Here is a 17,120-nt window from a genome sequence, read left to right on the forward strand (position 1 = left end):
ATTCTCGGAGATCACCGACCAGCGAACGTTCACGGAAAGCGCGGATGCAACGACCGACGATACCCCAAGACAGCAACGGACCTCCTTGACCGAGCACAACAGCATACGGCCAACTTCGCTGCCGACCACTTTCCAGATCCACCATCCAACAAAGAAGTAATCCGGCCACGAGTCCACCTGTACGGTATGAGCGGTGACATTCGAGTCGTCGATCCGACGGATAGAGATCGAACCGAACCGATGGCTGGCCTCGTCGAACAGACGCTGTTTCACGTTGCTGACTATCGGCTCGTATTGCTTCGGATCGACGAGAACACGCCGTGGTACGTTCGGGAAGGAGCCATCTATGGATGGGTTCGATCTGGCCAGGGACGGATCGGACACAACGAAGAACAATCGGAAGCCATTGAGGCGGGCGATTTCCTCTATGTGCCTCCTACAACTGTTCACAGGTACATCACCGGGGTTGATCAGCTGGAGATTTTGGCAGTCGTTACTGGCGATCCTGACATTACGCAGGTTGCTGCATCGATGATTACTGACGAGGACGCCGAACCAGCTATTGTCGGTTCCGATGACCTTGTACCAACTGCCGAGAGTCCGAACCTGAACCGAGAGACACCATTTCCCGAAGCTGCGGTCCTCATGATGCGTGTCCAAGCGGCTGGGGGGGCCGCTGCTGGCTGGCACAACCATGGAGATAACGTCTATTTTGGTTATGCTGTCGATGGACCGAGCGAAACCGAGTACGGTCCAGTGGGCGAGAACAGTGCACGGATCGAGATCGGCGAGAGTTTCCACGTCCCGCCGAGGTTGATCCACCGCGATACCAACCCGACAGATACTGCCCACACAGGGATCATCTGGCTCTGCGGTGGCGAACCTTGGGTCGTGAACGTCGAGGGTTCGGAGTAACGCCATTTACGCTCGATTGCGAGATGAGTTGGAGATAAAGGGCAGAATCTACCTTCTGTGTTCAGCACGCGCTTCAGAGTTGCTATCGGTCATGGACATTGCTTCGACAGCGGTATCCATGAGCATACCGAGAGTATGACTCGCACTTACTTGATGCGGTAGGGATTCTGGTCGTCTTCTGTCCTAAAGTAGCTTGACCAGTTGCTCACTCGATATAGATCCTAGATTTCGGCGTACACTTCACCCGTCTTCCCTCTACCGAGTGTGTACACGGTGAACGAGCCGAACTTCGCCCCACCTATTCCTGGCGACCCGGACGGCATCCTGGGTAACGCGATGCCGTCGATCGCCAGCTCTTCGTTGAGCATCGTCGCGATTACCTCGGCAGGGACGTGTCCCTCGACGACGTATTTGTCGAGAACGAGCGTGTAACAGCTCTGTCGTTCCGCGGGAATGCCGTGCCGACGTTTGAGGGTAGTTACGTCCTCGATTTCGGTCACTCTGAGCGTCGTATCGAGGAACTCCTGCAGGTACGACGCATACTGTCCGCAACGACTCCAGCCAACCGGCGATCCCGAGTGCGACTGTCGTCCCACCGACCCAGAGTAGTCCACGACGAGTCACATCACGTTTCATATGCCCTTCACTTTATCAGCGAGTATCTACTGTACATCGAGAAGGGATTCGAGCAGGACGGGGAGTGCTGACTTTCGGTTTCAACACAGAGGCTGAGAAGGTAACTACGCAATAAATCGCTCACTTGATTCGATGAATTGGGTCTTCAGGGATTCGGCGCATAGAGCGCGTACAAGATAGACAGCATTCCCCCTGCCGCGACCAGTGCAGCTACGAACCCCGCTTGGAAGATAGTTACCTGTAAAAGCTCGAAGAGGGCACCTTCGAGGAGCCCGCCGAGACCAATTAGTGCGAATCCAAGGGCAACGTAGAGCATCAGCTGTGTTCCATGGCGTTGGTAGCCGCGATAGGCTTGATACGCAATGACCAGGGCCAACGCGGTCGTGAACAGTTTGGCGATAACGAATAGTGTGTGTTCCATGGGTCAGTCCTCGCGAATTTTCTCGAAGATGGAGGTGATACGGTCAGCGGGATCGGGTCGGTGGTCGATTTGTACGTCGAATCCCTCACCTTGGAGGAGGACCTCGATCCGTTCGAGTCGTGCTTCGTACTCATGGTAGTGGCGACCAGCAGGATCGACGTGAGTGTACTCTTCGAGGAGTCCTTGCTCGACAAGGATATTGACGCGACGAGAGGCGGTTGGACGTGACATATCGCATTCCTCGCTGAGTTCTTTTGCCGACAGTCGCTCTGTCTTCGTCGCCACGAGGATGTTGCGGGCGTACTCGTCGTCAAGGGTGGCGAAGACAGCAGGTGGGCTCAGCTCCTCAGTCACACATGCATACTCGTCCTAGTGGGTTAAAATAGTCTCCCAGTTTTCTGACTCAGAACACTGGCTCGCTATTATATCGTCTCTGCTCACGTACGATTAGTTGAAGGTGAACTAACAATGTCTACAATCAACCCTGGCGTCAACCAATTAGAGAGCAAGATCGGCGGAATGACCATCGGTGGACGCGTCCACAGCCTGAGCGCGTGGTTCGTCCTCGCACTGCGGCTCATGATGGGCTATGCGTTCGCGTACTCGGGATTCACGAAGATCGTCGCCGCCGAACCGTTCTCGGCCGGTGGGTACCTGGCAAACGTCGCGGCGACCAACGGCAACCCCCTCGCGGGAATGTTCGCGTGGATGGGTTCAACACCGTGGTTCGTCGAGTTCGCCAACGTGGCCGTCCCGTGGGGCGAGCTGTTCATCGGCCTCGGGCTGCTCGTCGGCGCATTCGTCCGTCTCGCGGCGTTCTTCGGCGCGCTCATGATGCTCATGTTCTACTTCGGGAACTGGGACATCGCCCACGGCGTCATCAACGGCGACTTCGCGTACATGCTCGTGTTCCTCGCCGTCGCCGCGTTCGCGGCTGGCCGCATCCTCGGGCTCGACACGTACATCGAACAGTACAAGATCGGCGGTCAGGCGCTCGTCGAGCGCTACCCTGCCCTCGAATACATCCTCGGCTAATCACGCCGAGGCACCGATTACCTAGGAAAACATTTTTATGCAAAATACAATTCGAACCCGCAGTACTCGATCACTGGGCATCATCGTCGTCGGCGCACTAACGCTCGCAGTCGTCGGCGGAATGGGCCTCACGCACGCAGCCGTCCCGGACGCAATGATGTGGGACTGGCACGACGGAATGTGGGACGACGGCCACATGGCTGGCTGGGGTCTATGGGGCTGGACGATGATGTTGTTTGGCCTCCTCTGGATGGCGCTCATCATCGGTCTCCCCGTCTCCCCCGTCTACCTCGTCTACCGGGTCGCGACCCGCAGTGGGCATGGTAGCAGCGATGGCGACCCAGCACTCGAAGTCCTCCGCGAGCAGTACGCTCGTGGGGAGATCGACGATGACGAGTTCGAGCGGCGACAGGCTCGCCTCGCGAAGTAGTCCTCGGTCGCGTCTTCCCACCTCATCGGTCGGGCACAATGTCACTCAAGTTCATGCCTGCCTTCGCCGTGACTATATTGGTGCTGTTTCTATCCTCACCAATATTGTGGGGTGGCGAACTCGTTCATCACCCCCTCCCCGGTGGAACCCAGTTCTCAAGCACACGGTGAAGAGTAGCCTTCAACCGCCCGAGGGAGTCGAACCCTCGCGATGACCGTCACGGGTTTCGTAAGACGATTAGTCACCGTCCCAAACGTCAAGGTCGATGTAGACGCTTGCGTCGGGTGTTCCCGTTGTTCTGCTCCGAAGGGTGTCTCGTATGGGTTCCACGCCACGCCGTGTTTCTCACTGAACTCCTCGAGAAGCATAAGGCAGCAGCGCTCGCTAAATCACTTACCAGGCCACTCAGGCTCACGCTTATTGAGGAACGCATCGATGCCCTCATTCGCGTCGCCTGTGGTACACAGGGAGGCGAACTGCTCGTTCGAGTACTCGAGGGCAGCGTCATAGTCTAGATCGTTCATCACGTAATAGGCCTGCTTGCCCATCTGAACGGCGACCGGACTCTTCTCTGCGATCGACTCCGCGAGCGCAATTGCCTCTTCTCGGAGATTTTCCTTGGGGACGACGCGATTAACGAGTCCCCAAGAAAGTGCGGTCTCGGCATCGATGAGCTCGCCCGTCAGCAGGAGTTCGAGACACTGTTTCTGCGTGAGCGAGCGCATCAACGGCACGGCAGGCCCCATACAGAATAACCCCACGTTGGGGGCGGTAGCACCGAGTTTGGTTCCGTCCGCGAGCACCGCAAGATCGCACGCGGCAACGAGTCCGATTCCGTTCGCGGCGGCGTGACCATGGGCTGCCGCGATGACAGGCGTCCTCATGTGCACGAGCGTCTGAAATGGCTTCTCCATCTGTCCGACCCATTTTTTATACTCCCGTTGGGTATCAAAATCTCCGTGCTCAGTCAGGTCAATTCCCGCTGAAAACGCGTTCCCAGCACCTTCGATGATTACGACCCGAACGTCATCGTTCTCGTCGAGTTCCCGAAGAGCGTCATCGAGATCATGGGCTAATCCCGTGCTGAACGTGTTCATCGCCTCCGGGCGGTTAAGCGTGATCGTCGAAATACGTTCTTCGATGTCTACCGTGACGGTCTCGTAAGCCATATGAGGAACCACACGTCGGAAGAAAATAATCGTTCAGGGCTCTGAGGGCAGTGAGGACTACACGCAAGCGACACGGAGTGTGGCGGCGTTAGAGCGAGCGGCTGATCTCGGGTTGGCGCGGTCGCCTGGTCAGAGCGTGTCGTACGTGGTGGTGGATGATGCAAAGCAGTCTCACGAGCGGTTGATGTTGGCAAGTGAGGAGCTTGGTGAGTATGATGTCGGGTTCTATCGGGAGTTGTTGGTTCGTGCAGCAGCGAGTGTTTTATCGCCGCTGGGGTGGCGTGAGTCGGACATTGAGCAATTTCTCTCGAGTCATGACGCAATCAGCCTTAACTCGTTTCTCTGACGATAACACGTTTAGAGGAGGGATTTGGAGCACACTTGTGCCTCCATAGAACCAAAAATCACAGCCCTACTTAAATCATGAATTAGTGATAGGTTTCAGCAGTCGTGCTGAATACAGGGCGCAAGGGGGTCACGTCATAGACACCGATTTATTAGACAGATGAGGGAAGACCCGTTTCCTGTAGTTCTATGTCTGTCCGGTCGGCATGACCATCAGTTCGGTCACGTTCACGTGTTCGGTTCAGACAGCACGCACTTCGTTGGTTTCAAGGATGGTCTTCAGATTCTCGCCTTCCTCTTTCATGTGTGTCCGGACGGCATCGAATTCTCGCCGGTTAAGCCACGCACCGATTGGGCCGGTTCGTACCTTGATCCGTTGAGTGAGATCACAGCCGTTCTCGTGGGGTTCGATCGTAAAACTGATCGACGGCATAAGCATCCCGACCAGTCGTGAGGTGGGTTTAAAATCGATGTATCGGTCGGGAATTACCTCCGTGAACTGTACCGTCTTCTTTTGTTTCTTCCCCGCGATTCGTTCCTCGAAGTAGGCGATCGCCCCCTGTTCTAACCCGTCTCCAGTACTCCATCGGAACACAATATGATCGGGATGCCACCGTTGGTAGTTCACATCCATCGTTTCGAAGAAGTGGTAGACCTCCTCCGGAGATGCGTTTACTCGAGTAGTTTCCTCTAAGATCATCTCTGTCTCTATAATTGTCTACGCAGACGATAGCTGTTTGTTCAAGAAGTGGGTAGTTTCCCGTATCGTCCTACGATGATGGACTCGTCCTCTCTATCTAGCACGTCATTTCTAACAGATGACTTGTGGGTAACATTCAACCGCTGGCTCGTCAGCTCGGACACCTCGGTACGTTCTCAATTAAACCGTCGTCGACCGTCGGTAGAGAGAGTAGTCAATTACACCGTTGTAATAGAGGTGATCGCGGACGCGACCCTCCCTCGTTTCGCAGAAATAGCCACACTCCACTGTACTCAACACACTAGTACCACCATGTGTCACCGGCAAGCGGTATGAATCTCGTGTGGTGGCATGGTTCGAGTGGGGGGTTCTGCGACCCCCGTGATTACAACGCTATACTCCGCGCCCTCCGTTTCCTCCCGCGTTGGCTTCGTGGGCTCGCATCCACCCGGCTACGTCGGGATGGGCGAACGTGATCTCGATATGATGCCCACCGACGCCCATCGCGTCATCGACCGACAACGTTCGAGACTCCTTGTAGGTCACGCCGGGTACACGCTCGGCCATCTCCTCCATCACCCGATAGCCGTCGTTTGTGTACGCACAGCCGTAGTGTGTCACGACCTCTAGATAGCCCAGCCGTGCAACCATCACGTCCGTTCTTCGCATGCTCAAGCACGTCAAGGTATTTGTCCTCGACTTGCTGACTCTCGGCGCGTTTCTCGCGGAAGTTCACGAGCTCAGTGTTTTGTTCCGAGCGCTGGACCGTCTCGAAGAGCTGGCGGCCTGCATTGGTTGCTTCCGCAACCAGATTCGGCGAATCGTTGTCAACGCTCTCCTCTGTCTCGTAATCTCGCACGAGATTGAACAGATACTAGTGGATTCTCGTGGTTCGATACCTACGAAGAGATGTCTCGCAAAGTGAGGTCGATAAAACAAAAATGAAGTTCAGTTATTGATTTTTACCTCGACTGGAATTCCCCTGACCGTTGTTTTTCTGCCCCTTGTTCTTACTTGCGTTTCCGGTCACAACCTCAAAAGGACGCATCATTGCATGGTCTTCGTGTTCGAGGATGTGACAATGCCAAGGGAACTGGCCCGTAAAGTTGCCAAATCGGACGAGAATCCGTATCGTCTCGTCCGGGTTGACCCGAACGACATCCTTTCCTACTCGTTCATTTGGAGCAGGGTCGTCAGTTCCGTTCGGACCACGTCCAATGACACTGAATTCGACTAAATGGAGATGAATGGGGTGCGTGTGATGGGTCTTGTTTTCGAGTTCCCATATCTCGGTTGTTCCAAGCTGAGGTTTCACAATTGTTTCATTGTGGAAACGCGAGTTGTTCAGCAAATGTAAGGCGAGTCCATGTTCATCTCTGGTCATGTTCAGGGTCATGTGCCGAGTCTTCTTAGCGGCCTGTTCATTGGCCCCTGACCCACCGAGAAGATCCAGGTTGGTCGGATCTGTACTGGTATCCGTTTGCCCCTCATCAGACTCCGAGACCCGAATTTGGAGGAGTTCCCCGAGGTCGCTTCCCTCGGTTTTACCCTCGAAGGGGAACTCGGCATCGTTGGTGACAGTGAACGTTTCACCCGCATACTCGGAGAAGTCGACAACGATGTCTGCACGTTCGAATGGGGACAGGAGGAGTGAATCGAGCTCGTGTGCTGGACCAATCGGGACTACCGATTCGAAGAATCCATGGCCAGCCCCGGTCTGGTACAGAGTAGGGACGCCTGTGCCAGATTCATTACTAAGGCGGAGATTAAACGTACGACCGTTCGACTGGTTTATACACCGGAAGCGATATCGCCGCGGCTCGACCTCTAGATACGGCCATACGGATCCGTTGACAACGGCCGTATCGCCAGCGAAATTCGGCACAAAGGACTCCGGATAGTGTAACGACCCGTCCTCGTTAAACGTCCGGTCTTGGAGCATGAGCGGAATTTCGTACTCGCCACTGGGTAAGTTGAGCTTTTCCTCCGTTCGACTTCGGATGAAGTAGAACCCCGCCAGTCCTGCGTAGACGTTGAGACGACTGATACCGAGTGCGTGGTCATGGTAGGTCGACGTCAATTTGGATTGGCGGTTTGGAATGTCATGCAAGTGTTTGACAAATCGAGGGCCAGTGATCCCATCCGGGGATTTCCACATTTCGGCCTGTCCGTCACTTTCGGGCTCAATGTTGAGTCCGTGGAAGTGCGTTACCGTTCGAACTTCTGGAACCGGGCCATCGTAGCGATGATAATCATCCGGTTTCGTCCCATGAATCCGGTCGTCCACACTCAGGAGGTGGTCTGATGGAAGCGGACTATTGTCGAAGCGAACTTTCAGCCGCTTGTTCCGCCGTCCCTCGATGATTGGGCCAGGATAGGTACTGTCGAACCCCCAGAGCGAAGTATCGGGGAGATCCGGGTGGAGACTCTGGGTGAACTCTGTTACCGACACCTCGTGATAATCCGCTCCCTTTCGTTTTCCATCTGGTTCTCTTACTGTGGGGATCGGCAATGGCTGCACATATTTTTCGAGGGAAGGAGATGTCTGTGCGACTGCCGTTCCAATACCCTGTGGAATACTCCCTGCAGTTCCTAGTATTGTGCCCGCTTTCAACAATCGGCGCCTTGTTATTTCATTCATTATTAAATTATTGTGTATTCTAATTCCGAATGTACCTCCCAAGGGATGATTAGATCCCACTGCAATCACGGCCGTATCACTGGCCGTGATCTGGTTTGAGGAATCTGATACCGCTACCGATGTCACTTACCACGACAAACCCACGCGCACGAACTGCTGTCCAAAATGACGATCCCTCCGGATCGTAGCGATACCGTTGCTCGGGGGTCGATGGATCAGTGATATCGAACACTGTTGCACCACCGTCGTACCACGAGGTGTACAGCCGATTTGCCGTGACATCGAAGTTGTGCGATGTCTTCCCGAAGATGCCTTCGTTGACATCCGGTGGCTCAACCTCCGCGACCTGTTCTGGTGCATCGAAGTCAGTTACATCGAAGACCTTGATACCGCCCGACTCAACGATGTACGTCTCGGCACCGACATAGACGTGATCACCGTCTGGCGATGGTTGAACATAGTGGGCATTGCCGGGTAGGCCATAGATGCGATCGTTGACGTTTCCGCTGGATCCTTGATCAGCACCTGGTGCCTCACCGAATGCGCTGACCTCCACGGGATTCGCTGGATCGCTCACATCGAGGACGCGCGTCCCAGCATCCCAGTACGCGAGGTAGGCATAGCCATCCTGAGCGTAAACGTCATGGACGAAGTTCGTCGGCGAATCGAGTTCAGGATGTGCATCTTCGACTCTCCATTCAGAGAGAAGGGTCGGGTCAGTTGGGTCGCTAATATCTACGATGAGAAGCGCACTATCATCGAACGGCGCCTCCTTGCAAATATAGGCGACGTCACCCACGAGGTGGGCGTTGTGAACTCCAGCTGGGAGTACTTGGAACGTGCCTTGGTACTGGGGGTCAGTCGGATCACTGACGTCGTAGAAGTGTGTCCCAACCTCACTGTCTGGGACTGTGTTCCCGCCGTCACCATCGTGATCGTGTTCCTCGCTTCCCTGGCTACATACCGCAAGAATATCGTTTTCCACTTTCACGTCTGCGATACCGACGCCCGGTGCGTGCATATCGACGACTTTCTCAGGTCGATTCGGATTTCGCCAGTCAATAACCGCGAAGCCATCGCCGGTAGCGACGTACACCCACGTGTTTTGTGTAACGACTTCTTGCGCACCCGCAACATCCACTTCGCTGAATAGGCGCATAGTGTCTGTCTTGGAGGCTTGATTCCGGCCCTTTGCGCTTGCTGAGCTGGCGCTGGCGAAGGTCGCTGTTCCTGCTCCGAGGTACTTCAAAACTGTTCGTCGAGACGGAGTCATTATTACTGGCCCTCCATTCCTGGTTCATTCGGTCGCTCACTACCATCGAACGCTGGCGGTTCTCCCCTTCCGCGATCTGCGTGTAAGAAGACAACACCTCCGCCAATGTCGCCAGCGACGGTGAAACCACGGCTGCGAACGGCCGTCCAGAATGACGATCCTTCAGCAGCGTAATGGCCGAGTTCGGTTGGCTCACTAGGGTCGGTGATATCATGGACTGTGACCCCACCGTTGTACCACGATGCGTGCAATCGGTTGTTGGTCACGTCGAAATTGTGTGACGTCCGGAAGACATCGATTTCGGGAGGCTCGATCCGTGCCACCTGTTCCGGCATTTCGTAGTCGGAAACATCGAACACCCTGATTCCACCGTAGTCATCGTTGTCCGGATTCTCGACAAAGTCCCCAGGGAATGTCTCTGCTCCGACGTACACGTATTGGCCATCACGTGATGGCTGGACGTAGTGAGCGTTTCCAGGCAGCGTGAGATACCGTTCAGATCGAGTGGAATCTGGCAGTGGTGTGTCGGCTCCAGGGGCGTCGCCAAACTGTGAGACTAATGTTGGGTTCGCTGGGTCGCTAACGTCGGCAATGACGACGCCTGCGTCCCAGAACACTTGATACAGGAGGTCATCTTGTACATAGATATCGTGACATGGGTTGACGCCAGCCGCTGCAAAATCGGGGAAGTGGTTCGAAAGTCGGAACTCTCCGACCTTTTCCGGGCTCATTGGATCGCTAACGTCGACAATGTCAGTCCGGGCTTCACTAAAGGGCGCCCCGTCGGATTCATTGATCGTCAAATAGGCGTACCCATCAGCCAAGAAGTTATTATGAACGGAATGGCCCGCATTATGGAACGCCACCTCTTGTGGATCAGCTGGGTCACTAATATCCACCAGCGTAACTCCTGGACCACCATTGCTCGCTAAACTTGCGAGGTCACCATCGACTTTGATATCGAGGATGCCTCCTGCCGGGTCGTTCGCGTCGAGGGTTGCGGCAAGTTCGGGTCGGCGTGGATTGCGTCCGTCGACAACCGCCATCCCGGATCCAGTTGCTACATAGACGTAATTTTTCTGTGTGACAACCTCCAGCGTCCCGTTTACGGCCTGTTCGCTGAACAGACGCAGTCCTTCGGAATGGTTTTCGCTACCACCACCCGGGGAGGGATGTGCACTGGCAGTTCCGAGAATACCAGACGCTGCAAGACCGCTGGCTGCTTTCAGCATGGTACGTCGCGTTGACTGTATCGTTGGCTTTCGTGTCATTGTTTTAAGATAATGCTCGAAAATCGTTACTTTGAGCGGGCTGGTGTCACTTTGAACACGTAGAGACCAGTCTGCATGTCACTCGTGACGACGAGATCGCGCGCTTCGCTGTAATCGGCTCCCCAGGCCATTGGCGGCTCACCGACGAAGTCGGCACCGTCAGCCTGGTCTGCCTTGTCATCGGTTCGGTACTGATCCGTCGGCGTCGGGTCTATTGGATCACTGACATCATAGACAACAGTGCCTTCGTGATAGTCGCCGCTGACCAGCAACGAGTTGCTGCCTTTCGAAATGACCGTGTGGTTGTGGGTGGTCCAGTCGAACAGCTCTTCACTTTCGTCCATCACTTGGGCATTCGGTGAGTGAGTGAACCCGATATGCTGTGGGTTTTCGATGGATCCGTCTCCCCAGCCAATGTCGAGAATGTGTTTGCCGCCGGGAATTCCAAATCCAACCTCGTCGCCGAGGATGACGAGATCACGCTCGGGATCGTGGCTCGCGTAGTGACAACTCTCGAATCCAGCTGTGCCGATTTCAGTGTAATTCGGGCGTCCCGCATAATCGAATCGCCCGGCTTCTGTCGGACTCAGTGGATCGCTGATGTCCATCGCGACATAGCCAGTGAATCCACCCCCGATGAACGCACAGTGGAGGAGGTCACGGCCAGCGTCTACAACAATGTCGTGACAGTCGCCGCCGACATGAACCATTGCTGCCTCTTCTACGTTCGAGGGATCGCTGGTATCCCAAGCGCCGACTCCATCATGTTCCGTCGTGTACAGTACGTCACCTTCCGGATGTGCATCGACGTTGTGCGTCGAGCCAGCAGGGATACGATCTATCTGGACAGGATTCTCGGGTGTTCCCTCCTCGTAGCCGTAGTCAATAACGTCGACGCCGTTCTCTTCTCCGTTTTCTCGACCCCGATAGTAGAGCCCGTTTCGGCGGTCGAATTCAACATCTGCGTGGGTGACATCATCAGTCGTCGGAAACTCGTGTACTTCAGTGGGATTCGTTGGATTACTGATATCGACGAGGAATGAGCCACCGGGAGAGGAGAAGTGACCAACGAGCGCGTACTGGCCGTCCGCCCGAATGTCTTCCTCCGCGTAGCCACCACCGGGATCCGACAATAGTGAATGACCCATCTTGCGGATGCGTCCTTTTTTGGGTGGCCCCGTCCAGTCGGGCTTCGCGCTTGCGGCACTTGTACTTCCAAATGTTGCGGCTGCACCGAGGAGTTTTAGCAACGTTCGCCGTTTATTGTTTGCCATTATCTAACTTCCCGGATTAACGATTATCTTATTCACATTTATCATTTTCTAGGTTAAAGTGATATAAAATGACATTACTTGAATATCCAAACAATTTGTTTAAAGTCTCTCACACCAGTATTCGACTCTTCAGCGCTTGATCGCACTGGCTGGATGTGAAGAAGCGATCTTTCGTAACCGGAACTAGACTGTGAGCAACGTACTGGACTGAACTTTTTGTTACTAAGAGGGTAGAGAAATACACGCAGTGGCGAACAGTTCGGCTACGAAGTCGATCGCAACTTCCAACTGAAACCTATATTCCCACCGACGCTGTCGCCAGCACTTCCTCACATCCCACCGTCTCCTCCACAACCGCAAACCAAGACCTACTTACCAGTAGTCGATAGTTGTTTCCGACGGTTTGTGTCGTGATGTTTTGATTCGTGTTCGATGTGTGGCCCTCTCGGGCAGGTGTTCTGACGGGGAAATCTACGTCTCAGCTGACGACGCTGTTTATCCTGGTCGTGGAGGGTACGAGACCTAGTCGGTGTGTCGATAGAAGTTTTGAAGAAGATCGTCTCCAAGTACGAGAACAATGATTGCGCCGAGAAGATTGAACACGAAGTCTAGAAGGATGTCCGACTTGCCGTAAGAGACAAGTATCGGTTCGAGACCGAAGCGGTCGGCGACCGTATGGATGGTGTACTCCATTAGTTCCCAAAGACTGCCTATGCCAACAACGACAGAGAGCACACACGGACGTGGGTCAAGACCATAGCGGCGAGCGGCGGCGTAGACGAAACCACTGAGGAGTGTCGAGGAGTGGGTGTGGGTGAGGTGATCCCACCACCACACTTCGTCGTACGCACCGAGCATCCCTACAGAGTGGGTGAGCATCGCGGCACTCGAATATATTCGTTGCCACGGTCTGAACGAAACGTCGTACCGATGTTCAATGATATTTGGGAGATAAGTCGCTGCGATCGCGAGGACAGCATTTACGACTGCACCCGGATTCCGTCGACGGAGTCCTACTACGAACACGGTGAAAATCGCGTATCGAATTCCCCGTTCGATTTCCTTGGCCATCAACGTCTGCGTACTCTCAGTCACAAATAACGATCATGAGTTATAACGGCTGTTCCCGACAAATAGGTTCGTGCCGCACCATCCCGTCGAATTTTGGGTTCGATCCTCCCGATGGGTGTACGGACAACAAACCTGACAATTAGATTGGGGAACGTCCCGGTCAAAATATCTGTGTGGAGGTGATCTATCGACTCTTCAGGTTGCACGTGGCTCGCGATTTAATCGTCAAGATGGTACTTCTGTGGAGTGTGACTCTAAAGGAACTACGACAGTATCATTCAAGGACTCGAGAGTATTAATTGTCCTAATTTGGCAGAATTTCCATTTAGGCACTAATTCGATCTCCCTTCTCTCCGACCACAAACACGGTGGCCGGCCCCATCTCTCCCCCTCCCGCTGGCTTCTAGCCGATAACCGCCGATACAACTGCCATACTCACAAGTAGCCGTCCGACGTCAGTCCCGAACTGTGTCAATTCGGGGCGTCCACGACCGCGTTTGTTTGGGTGATCGTGTTAGATGTGTGTCCCTCTCGGGCGTGATGTGGTCCCGACCACGCTACTCTCCGGCAACCCCGTCTGTGGTCGGGCTGTCGTCCGTTTTGTTGCTCGTCACTTCTCCGGGAAGCTCAACGTCGGCTTTCAGGACGAGACGCGTCTCTTGGTAGCTCAGCCCGTCTTTCGATCGTTGGCGTTTGATCTTCCCGAGACGTCTATTCGAGAGTTCGTGCACCGCGTCCATCGTTCGGCGAGCGAGTTCCTGGCTGTACTTCTTGCTCACGCCGGACTCCTTGAGTCGAATCCATTCAGCGAGCTCTGACGCGTCTAAGTAAGTACGGATCTCGCCACTCCCCTTCGACCAAAGTGAATACCGACCGGCCTCATCGCGCTTGCGCCATGCTTTGCCTGCAAGCTCGTCGGGTTTGCGATTCGTGACGGACGCGAGCAATCCGTTCTGGATAGACGACGAAGAGTACGCCAATAATGATAAAGAGAATTCCAAAGAGACTCATGCTGATTTATTCTTCCTCATAATTCAGTAATTGACGCAACTACGTATTTTGCCGTGTTCTAGTAGTCCTTTCTCCACCATCAAGCACCACATAACAATACTCGACGCATCCAATAGAAAAACAGCGAGCGTCGCACTACACCAGTCAGGTCGCCATGTCCTGCGACGCTCGAGCATCGTCAACGAACAAAACGCCGCGTCTGATGCCAGACGTCCAATGCGTGGTTCAGCTGGCACGACCACGCATACCGTTTCACGAGAACGGGTTGCTTGTTGGTAGAAGCACCATCGACACCGCGTCGATGGCGGCCACTTTGTGGCCCCGGTGGTTCGATTTCACCCCCGTTCGTCAAAGACTATGTGCTTAGCTCTCTTATTGCTCGTCGGTTTGTGAGTACTGCTCGATAGTAATATTCATTCTGGTTCCAATGAATCTCCGCTACGGTTCGACCGCCTGTAGTTTATCGAACTGCGTCACGAATCACTCGGTATGTCATCCACGTCTTACCGGTGTATTTGTGGTGCGACCCTCAGGTTCAAACAGGATCTCTCCAGGGAACAGGGGGAGGTCTATCCGACGTGGGAGTGTAAAGACTGTGGAACGCCGGTTCCTGGACAAACCGCCGAGAAATTGAAACACCAGCATCCATCGTGATCAGGCGTATTGCTGCCAAATCGGAGGATTGACTTTCGTCCCGATCGGCAGTACAATGCGAGCAACCTCTGACGGCATTCCAAGCTCGAGTAGCCCCTGGTAATTTTGCATCCATTTAGAACAGAGAGGATTATTATGTCTGTCGGCTAATACCTAAATTAATGATTCCGCTTCAAGGTGTTGGTGGTCTCGAACTGGTAGTTGTGGTTTTCACTATCATATTCTATCTTTGTGCCCTTTTCGCAACCCTTGGTGGATTTGGATACTTCATTCTCCGAGTCCGTTCTGGTGGCAGTGTTAACGAACGACTCAACCGCATGGAACGAAAAATCGGGCGACTCGAAGCACAAGTTGAGCACCTCCAAGACGAACGCGGCGAGCTGAGCGAATACCAAGAAAATGCCGGTAGTGCTGATGATGGAGCTGACCCGTAAAAAGATCACAAGATATTCCACACGAAGTATTTATCTTGCCTGTGCGAAGTGGTAACGTATGACTTCTGACACCGACGATTCTCCCGGTTGTCCAAAATGCGGCCACACAGAAGCGACTACGGATTCGCTATCAACGACCGGTGGTGGATTAAGCAAGATGTTCGACATTCAGACCAAGAGCTTCACTGTCGTCTCGTGTGACAACTGTGGCTATTCCGAACTGTATAAGAACGTCCGCAATCGTGGAAGTGACGTGGTGGACGTCTTTTTCGGCTGACTCGGTGACCGTGGTCTTTGATCAAAGTAACCTCGTAGAAACGAGAAGAGATACCCATGAGTCTAGCTGCTTCCATACTGAAGTAGGGAGGAAGTGGAGTGGAGCGAGGGAGTAGATCAGGGTGATGGCGCCAGATCCGGGTGATGTCAAAGCACTCTCACTACATGCTACCATTTGACATGGGATGTTAAATACTTTGTGGTAATCTAAAAATAAAGAGAGAACACATCTTTCAAGAATACTCATTCACCAAGAATACCGTATGAATACTGGTGCCTCCTAGTAGGTCGTCTCACAATATCAAGGCGTGAATCTCGTCTCTCGCTGTCGTTGCGTACAACACGTCCTTTGTCACCGCAAGATCCACGATTGCACCATCGCTACCTTCAGACGAGAGATCGAACCGCCATTTGGAACAGTTCTCGTTGCCGTCACTCGTTCTACTGAACTCTACGGACAACGGAGTCAGAATGAGACAGTGAACTCTAGTCTCAAGTGAAAGTGCAGAGCGTTTGTTCACGCCATCGGTGAAAGCAGTTCCCTGAACTCATCATCGATTGTCCCACTCACAACCTTGCCCGAACTCCCTGATCGTTAGATATAGGAAAACCATCACAGGGATGCTTGCTCTCTCCCGACGGCTATATACGAAAAGTCCCACTTACTCTACCATCTTTTCTCTATAGTCGGAATTGTCATCCATATTGTCGGAAGCATAAAGGCTCCTGAACGTCCCAACGAGCATCAACAAGAACCCAAGCACTATCGCGGCAAAACTGACAGTGGTGGTGCCAGCGGTGATTCCAGCATAGATGAGAACTCCGAAGCAAATCACCAGTACTGGAAGAATAGCTTTTTCTGGTAGTAGATTGGCGTTTCGTGCGTTTTTTTTGTCGTCTGGTCGTTCCGTCACTGTTAATCAGCCTATTTCGTCGCTGCCGCCCCCATCGTGTTAAGTATTACCATACATCCCGATAAATATCAGAGTTTACTTTAGAGATAATAGAACAGAATAAGTTTAATATTGGCAATTTGTCTATAATATTTGGCTGGTTAACGACATTTTTGGGCGTGTAGAAACGCGTCAGGTGTACTAGCACCCAGCATCGGTCTTCCGAAATCCCGAGAAGACCATGAGTACAAACCCATCCGCAGCCCTTGAAATTAGAGAGACGGCACAGAAACGCACACAGACCGAACAATTTGCCTTCGACATTGAAGCCCCCGACTCATCGACGTCACCAACGAAAGCCACGAAAACCCCGCAGAGCACCAATACGTTGTGACGGTGGACGACGTGACCGAAGATGCAATGGCGTATACCTGTCCGCATCACGTCCACCGCAATGCCTTCTGCAAACACATGGCCGCCGTCAAAACTTCGATGGACGACGGCACCCTTGAGGTGTTCCCATCGGAAGACGAGCGTATCAGTGGCCCGTACACCGGCTACGACAAGTACGGCACCGTCGATAACAAATACTGGACGTGTGAAGGCTGTGGCGCGGAAGCCACCCGGAAAGGCGCACTCACCGACTGCTGCTAACTCCCTTATTTCTTTCA

At 53.7% G+C, this 17,120-nt stretch carries 19 protein-coding genes and 1 pseudogene; 6 read left to right on the plus strand and 14 right to left on the minus strand.

Annotated elements, in window-relative coordinates:
- The first annotated feature begins 186 nt into the window (after positions 1-186).
- Positions 187-915 carry a cupin domain-containing protein gene (locus ACN2TU_RS18395; RefSeq protein WP_435157398.1) on the plus strand — a complete coding sequence of 243 codons (729 nt, stop codon included), beginning with the start codon at positions 187-189 and terminating at the stop codon, positions 913-915.
- 221 nt (positions 916-1,136) lie between these two features.
- Here the strand turns inward: ACN2TU_RS18395 and ACN2TU_RS18400 are convergent, their stop codons facing one another.
- The 3 genes from ACN2TU_RS18400 to ACN2TU_RS18410 all read right to left on the minus strand — a co-directional run bounded on the left by ACN2TU_RS18400 (position 1,137) and on the right by ACN2TU_RS18410 (position 2,326).
- The gene (locus ACN2TU_RS18400) at positions 1,137-1,511 is read right to left on the minus strand and encodes a DUF411 domain-containing protein (RefSeq protein WP_435157399.1); all 375 of its coding nucleotides are present in this window, start codon (positions 1,509-1,511) and stop codon (positions 1,137-1,139) included.
- Between the two features lie 185 nt (positions 1,512-1,696).
- Positions 1,697-1,972 (minus strand): DUF7521 family protein, encoded by a 276-nt coding sequence (locus tag ACN2TU_RS18405; RefSeq protein ID WP_435157400.1) that lies wholly within the window; start codon positions 1,970-1,972, stop codon positions 1,697-1,699.
- 3 nt (positions 1,973-1,975) lie between these two features.
- Positions 1,976-2,326: an ArsR/SmtB family transcription factor gene (locus ACN2TU_RS18410; protein ID WP_435157402.1), complete on the minus strand. Its 351-nt coding sequence runs from the start codon at positions 2,324-2,326 to the stop codon at positions 1,976-1,978.
- A gap of 114 nt (positions 2,327-2,440) precedes the next feature.
- Here ACN2TU_RS18410 and ACN2TU_RS18415 point away from each other — a divergent pair, with 114 nt between their 5' ends.
- Together ACN2TU_RS18415 and ACN2TU_RS18420 are read left to right on the plus strand one after the other, a co-directional pair.
- Complete coding sequence (locus tag ACN2TU_RS18415) at positions 2,441-3,007, plus strand: DoxX family protein (RefSeq protein WP_435157404.1); 567 nt, start codon at positions 2,441-2,443, stop codon at positions 3,005-3,007.
- Between the two features lie 37 nt (positions 3,008-3,044).
- Positions 3,045-3,437 (plus strand): SHOCT domain-containing protein, encoded by a 393-nt coding sequence (locus ACN2TU_RS18420; protein ID WP_435157405.1) that lies wholly within the window; start codon positions 3,045-3,047, stop codon positions 3,435-3,437.
- A gap of 389 nt (positions 3,438-3,826) precedes the next feature.
- Here ACN2TU_RS18420 and ACN2TU_RS18425 read toward each other — a convergent pair whose 3' ends face one another.
- Positions 3,827-4,606, minus strand: a complete 780-nt coding sequence (locus ACN2TU_RS18425; protein ID WP_435157407.1) for an enoyl-CoA hydratase-related protein — start codon at positions 4,604-4,606, stop codon at positions 3,827-3,829.
- A gap of 79 nt (positions 4,607-4,685) precedes the next feature.
- Between ACN2TU_RS18425 and ACN2TU_RS18430 the strand changes: the two genes are divergently transcribed.
- Complete coding sequence (locus tag ACN2TU_RS18430; protein WP_435157409.1) at positions 4,686-4,952, plus strand: hypothetical protein; 267 nt, start codon at positions 4,686-4,688, stop codon at positions 4,950-4,952.
- A gap of 240 nt (positions 4,953-5,192) precedes the next feature.
- Here ACN2TU_RS18430 and ACN2TU_RS18435 read toward each other — a convergent pair whose 3' ends face one another.
- The 9 genes and pseudogenes from ACN2TU_RS18435 to ACN2TU_RS18475 form a co-directional block, all read right to left on the minus strand.
- Positions 5,193-5,651 carry an SRPBCC family protein gene (locus ACN2TU_RS18435; RefSeq protein WP_435157410.1) on the minus strand — a complete coding sequence of 153 codons (459 nt, stop codon included), beginning with the start codon at positions 5,649-5,651 and terminating at the stop codon, positions 5,193-5,195.
- Between the two features lie 393 nt (positions 5,652-6,044).
- Positions 6,045-6,320 (minus strand): hypothetical protein, encoded by a 276-nt coding sequence (locus ACN2TU_RS18440; RefSeq protein WP_435157411.1) that lies wholly within the window; start codon positions 6,318-6,320, stop codon positions 6,045-6,047.
- Positions 6,321-6,603: 283 nt separating this feature from the next.
- On the minus strand, positions 6,604-8,103 hold the full coding sequence (locus tag ACN2TU_RS18445; protein WP_435157413.1) for a multicopper oxidase family protein: 1,500 nt from the start codon (positions 8,101-8,103) through the stop codon (positions 6,604-6,606).
- Positions 8,104-8,368: 265 nt separating this feature from the next.
- Complete coding sequence (locus tag ACN2TU_RS18450; RefSeq protein ID WP_435157414.1) at positions 8,369-9,565, minus strand: LVIVD repeat-containing protein; 1,197 nt, start codon at positions 9,563-9,565, stop codon at positions 8,369-8,371.
- Positions 9,566-9,567: 2 nt separating this feature from the next.
- Positions 9,568-10,797, minus strand: a complete 1,230-nt coding sequence (locus tag ACN2TU_RS18455; RefSeq protein ID WP_435157415.1) for an LVIVD repeat-containing protein — start codon at positions 10,795-10,797, stop codon at positions 9,568-9,570.
- Positions 10,798-10,862: 65 nt separating this feature from the next.
- Positions 10,863-12,110 (minus strand): LVIVD repeat-containing protein, encoded by a 1,248-nt coding sequence (locus tag ACN2TU_RS18460; RefSeq protein WP_435157416.1) that lies wholly within the window; start codon positions 12,108-12,110, stop codon positions 10,863-10,865.
- A 522-nt stretch (positions 12,111-12,632) separates the two neighbouring features.
- Positions 12,633-13,181, minus strand: a complete 549-nt coding sequence (locus ACN2TU_RS18465; RefSeq protein WP_435157418.1) for a DUF2238 domain-containing protein — start codon at positions 13,179-13,181, stop codon at positions 12,633-12,635.
- 557 nt (positions 13,182-13,738) lie between these two features.
- Positions 13,739-14,161 (minus strand): DUF8008 family protein, encoded by a 423-nt coding sequence (locus tag ACN2TU_RS18470; RefSeq protein ID WP_435157420.1) that lies wholly within the window; start codon positions 14,159-14,161, stop codon positions 13,739-13,741.
- Between the two features lie 712 nt (positions 14,162-14,873).
- Positions 14,874-14,957: pseudogene (locus tag ACN2TU_RS18475) on the minus strand (FAD-dependent thymidylate synthase); the annotation flags it as partial.
- Between the two features lie 381 nt (positions 14,958-15,338).
- Here ACN2TU_RS18475 and ACN2TU_RS18480 point away from each other — a divergent pair.
- Complete coding sequence (locus ACN2TU_RS18480; protein WP_435157422.1) at positions 15,339-15,557, plus strand: zinc ribbon domain-containing protein; 219 nt, start codon at positions 15,339-15,341, stop codon at positions 15,555-15,557.
- Positions 15,558-16,218: 661 nt separating this feature from the next.
- Here ACN2TU_RS18480 and ACN2TU_RS18485 read toward each other — a convergent pair.
- Positions 16,219-16,470: a hypothetical protein gene (locus tag ACN2TU_RS18485; protein WP_435157423.1), complete on the minus strand. Its 252-nt coding sequence runs from the start codon at positions 16,468-16,470 to the stop codon at positions 16,219-16,221.
- A gap of 384 nt (positions 16,471-16,854) precedes the next feature.
- Here ACN2TU_RS18485 and ACN2TU_RS18490 point away from each other — a divergent pair, with 384 nt between their 5' ends.
- A complete protein-coding gene (locus tag ACN2TU_RS18490; RefSeq protein WP_435157424.1) occupies positions 16,855-17,103 on the plus strand; it encodes a DUF8118 domain-containing protein in 249 nt (82 codons plus the stop codon).
- Positions 17,104-17,120 lie beyond the last annotated feature (17 nt).

This window comes from Haladaptatus marinus, assembly GCF_051194195.1.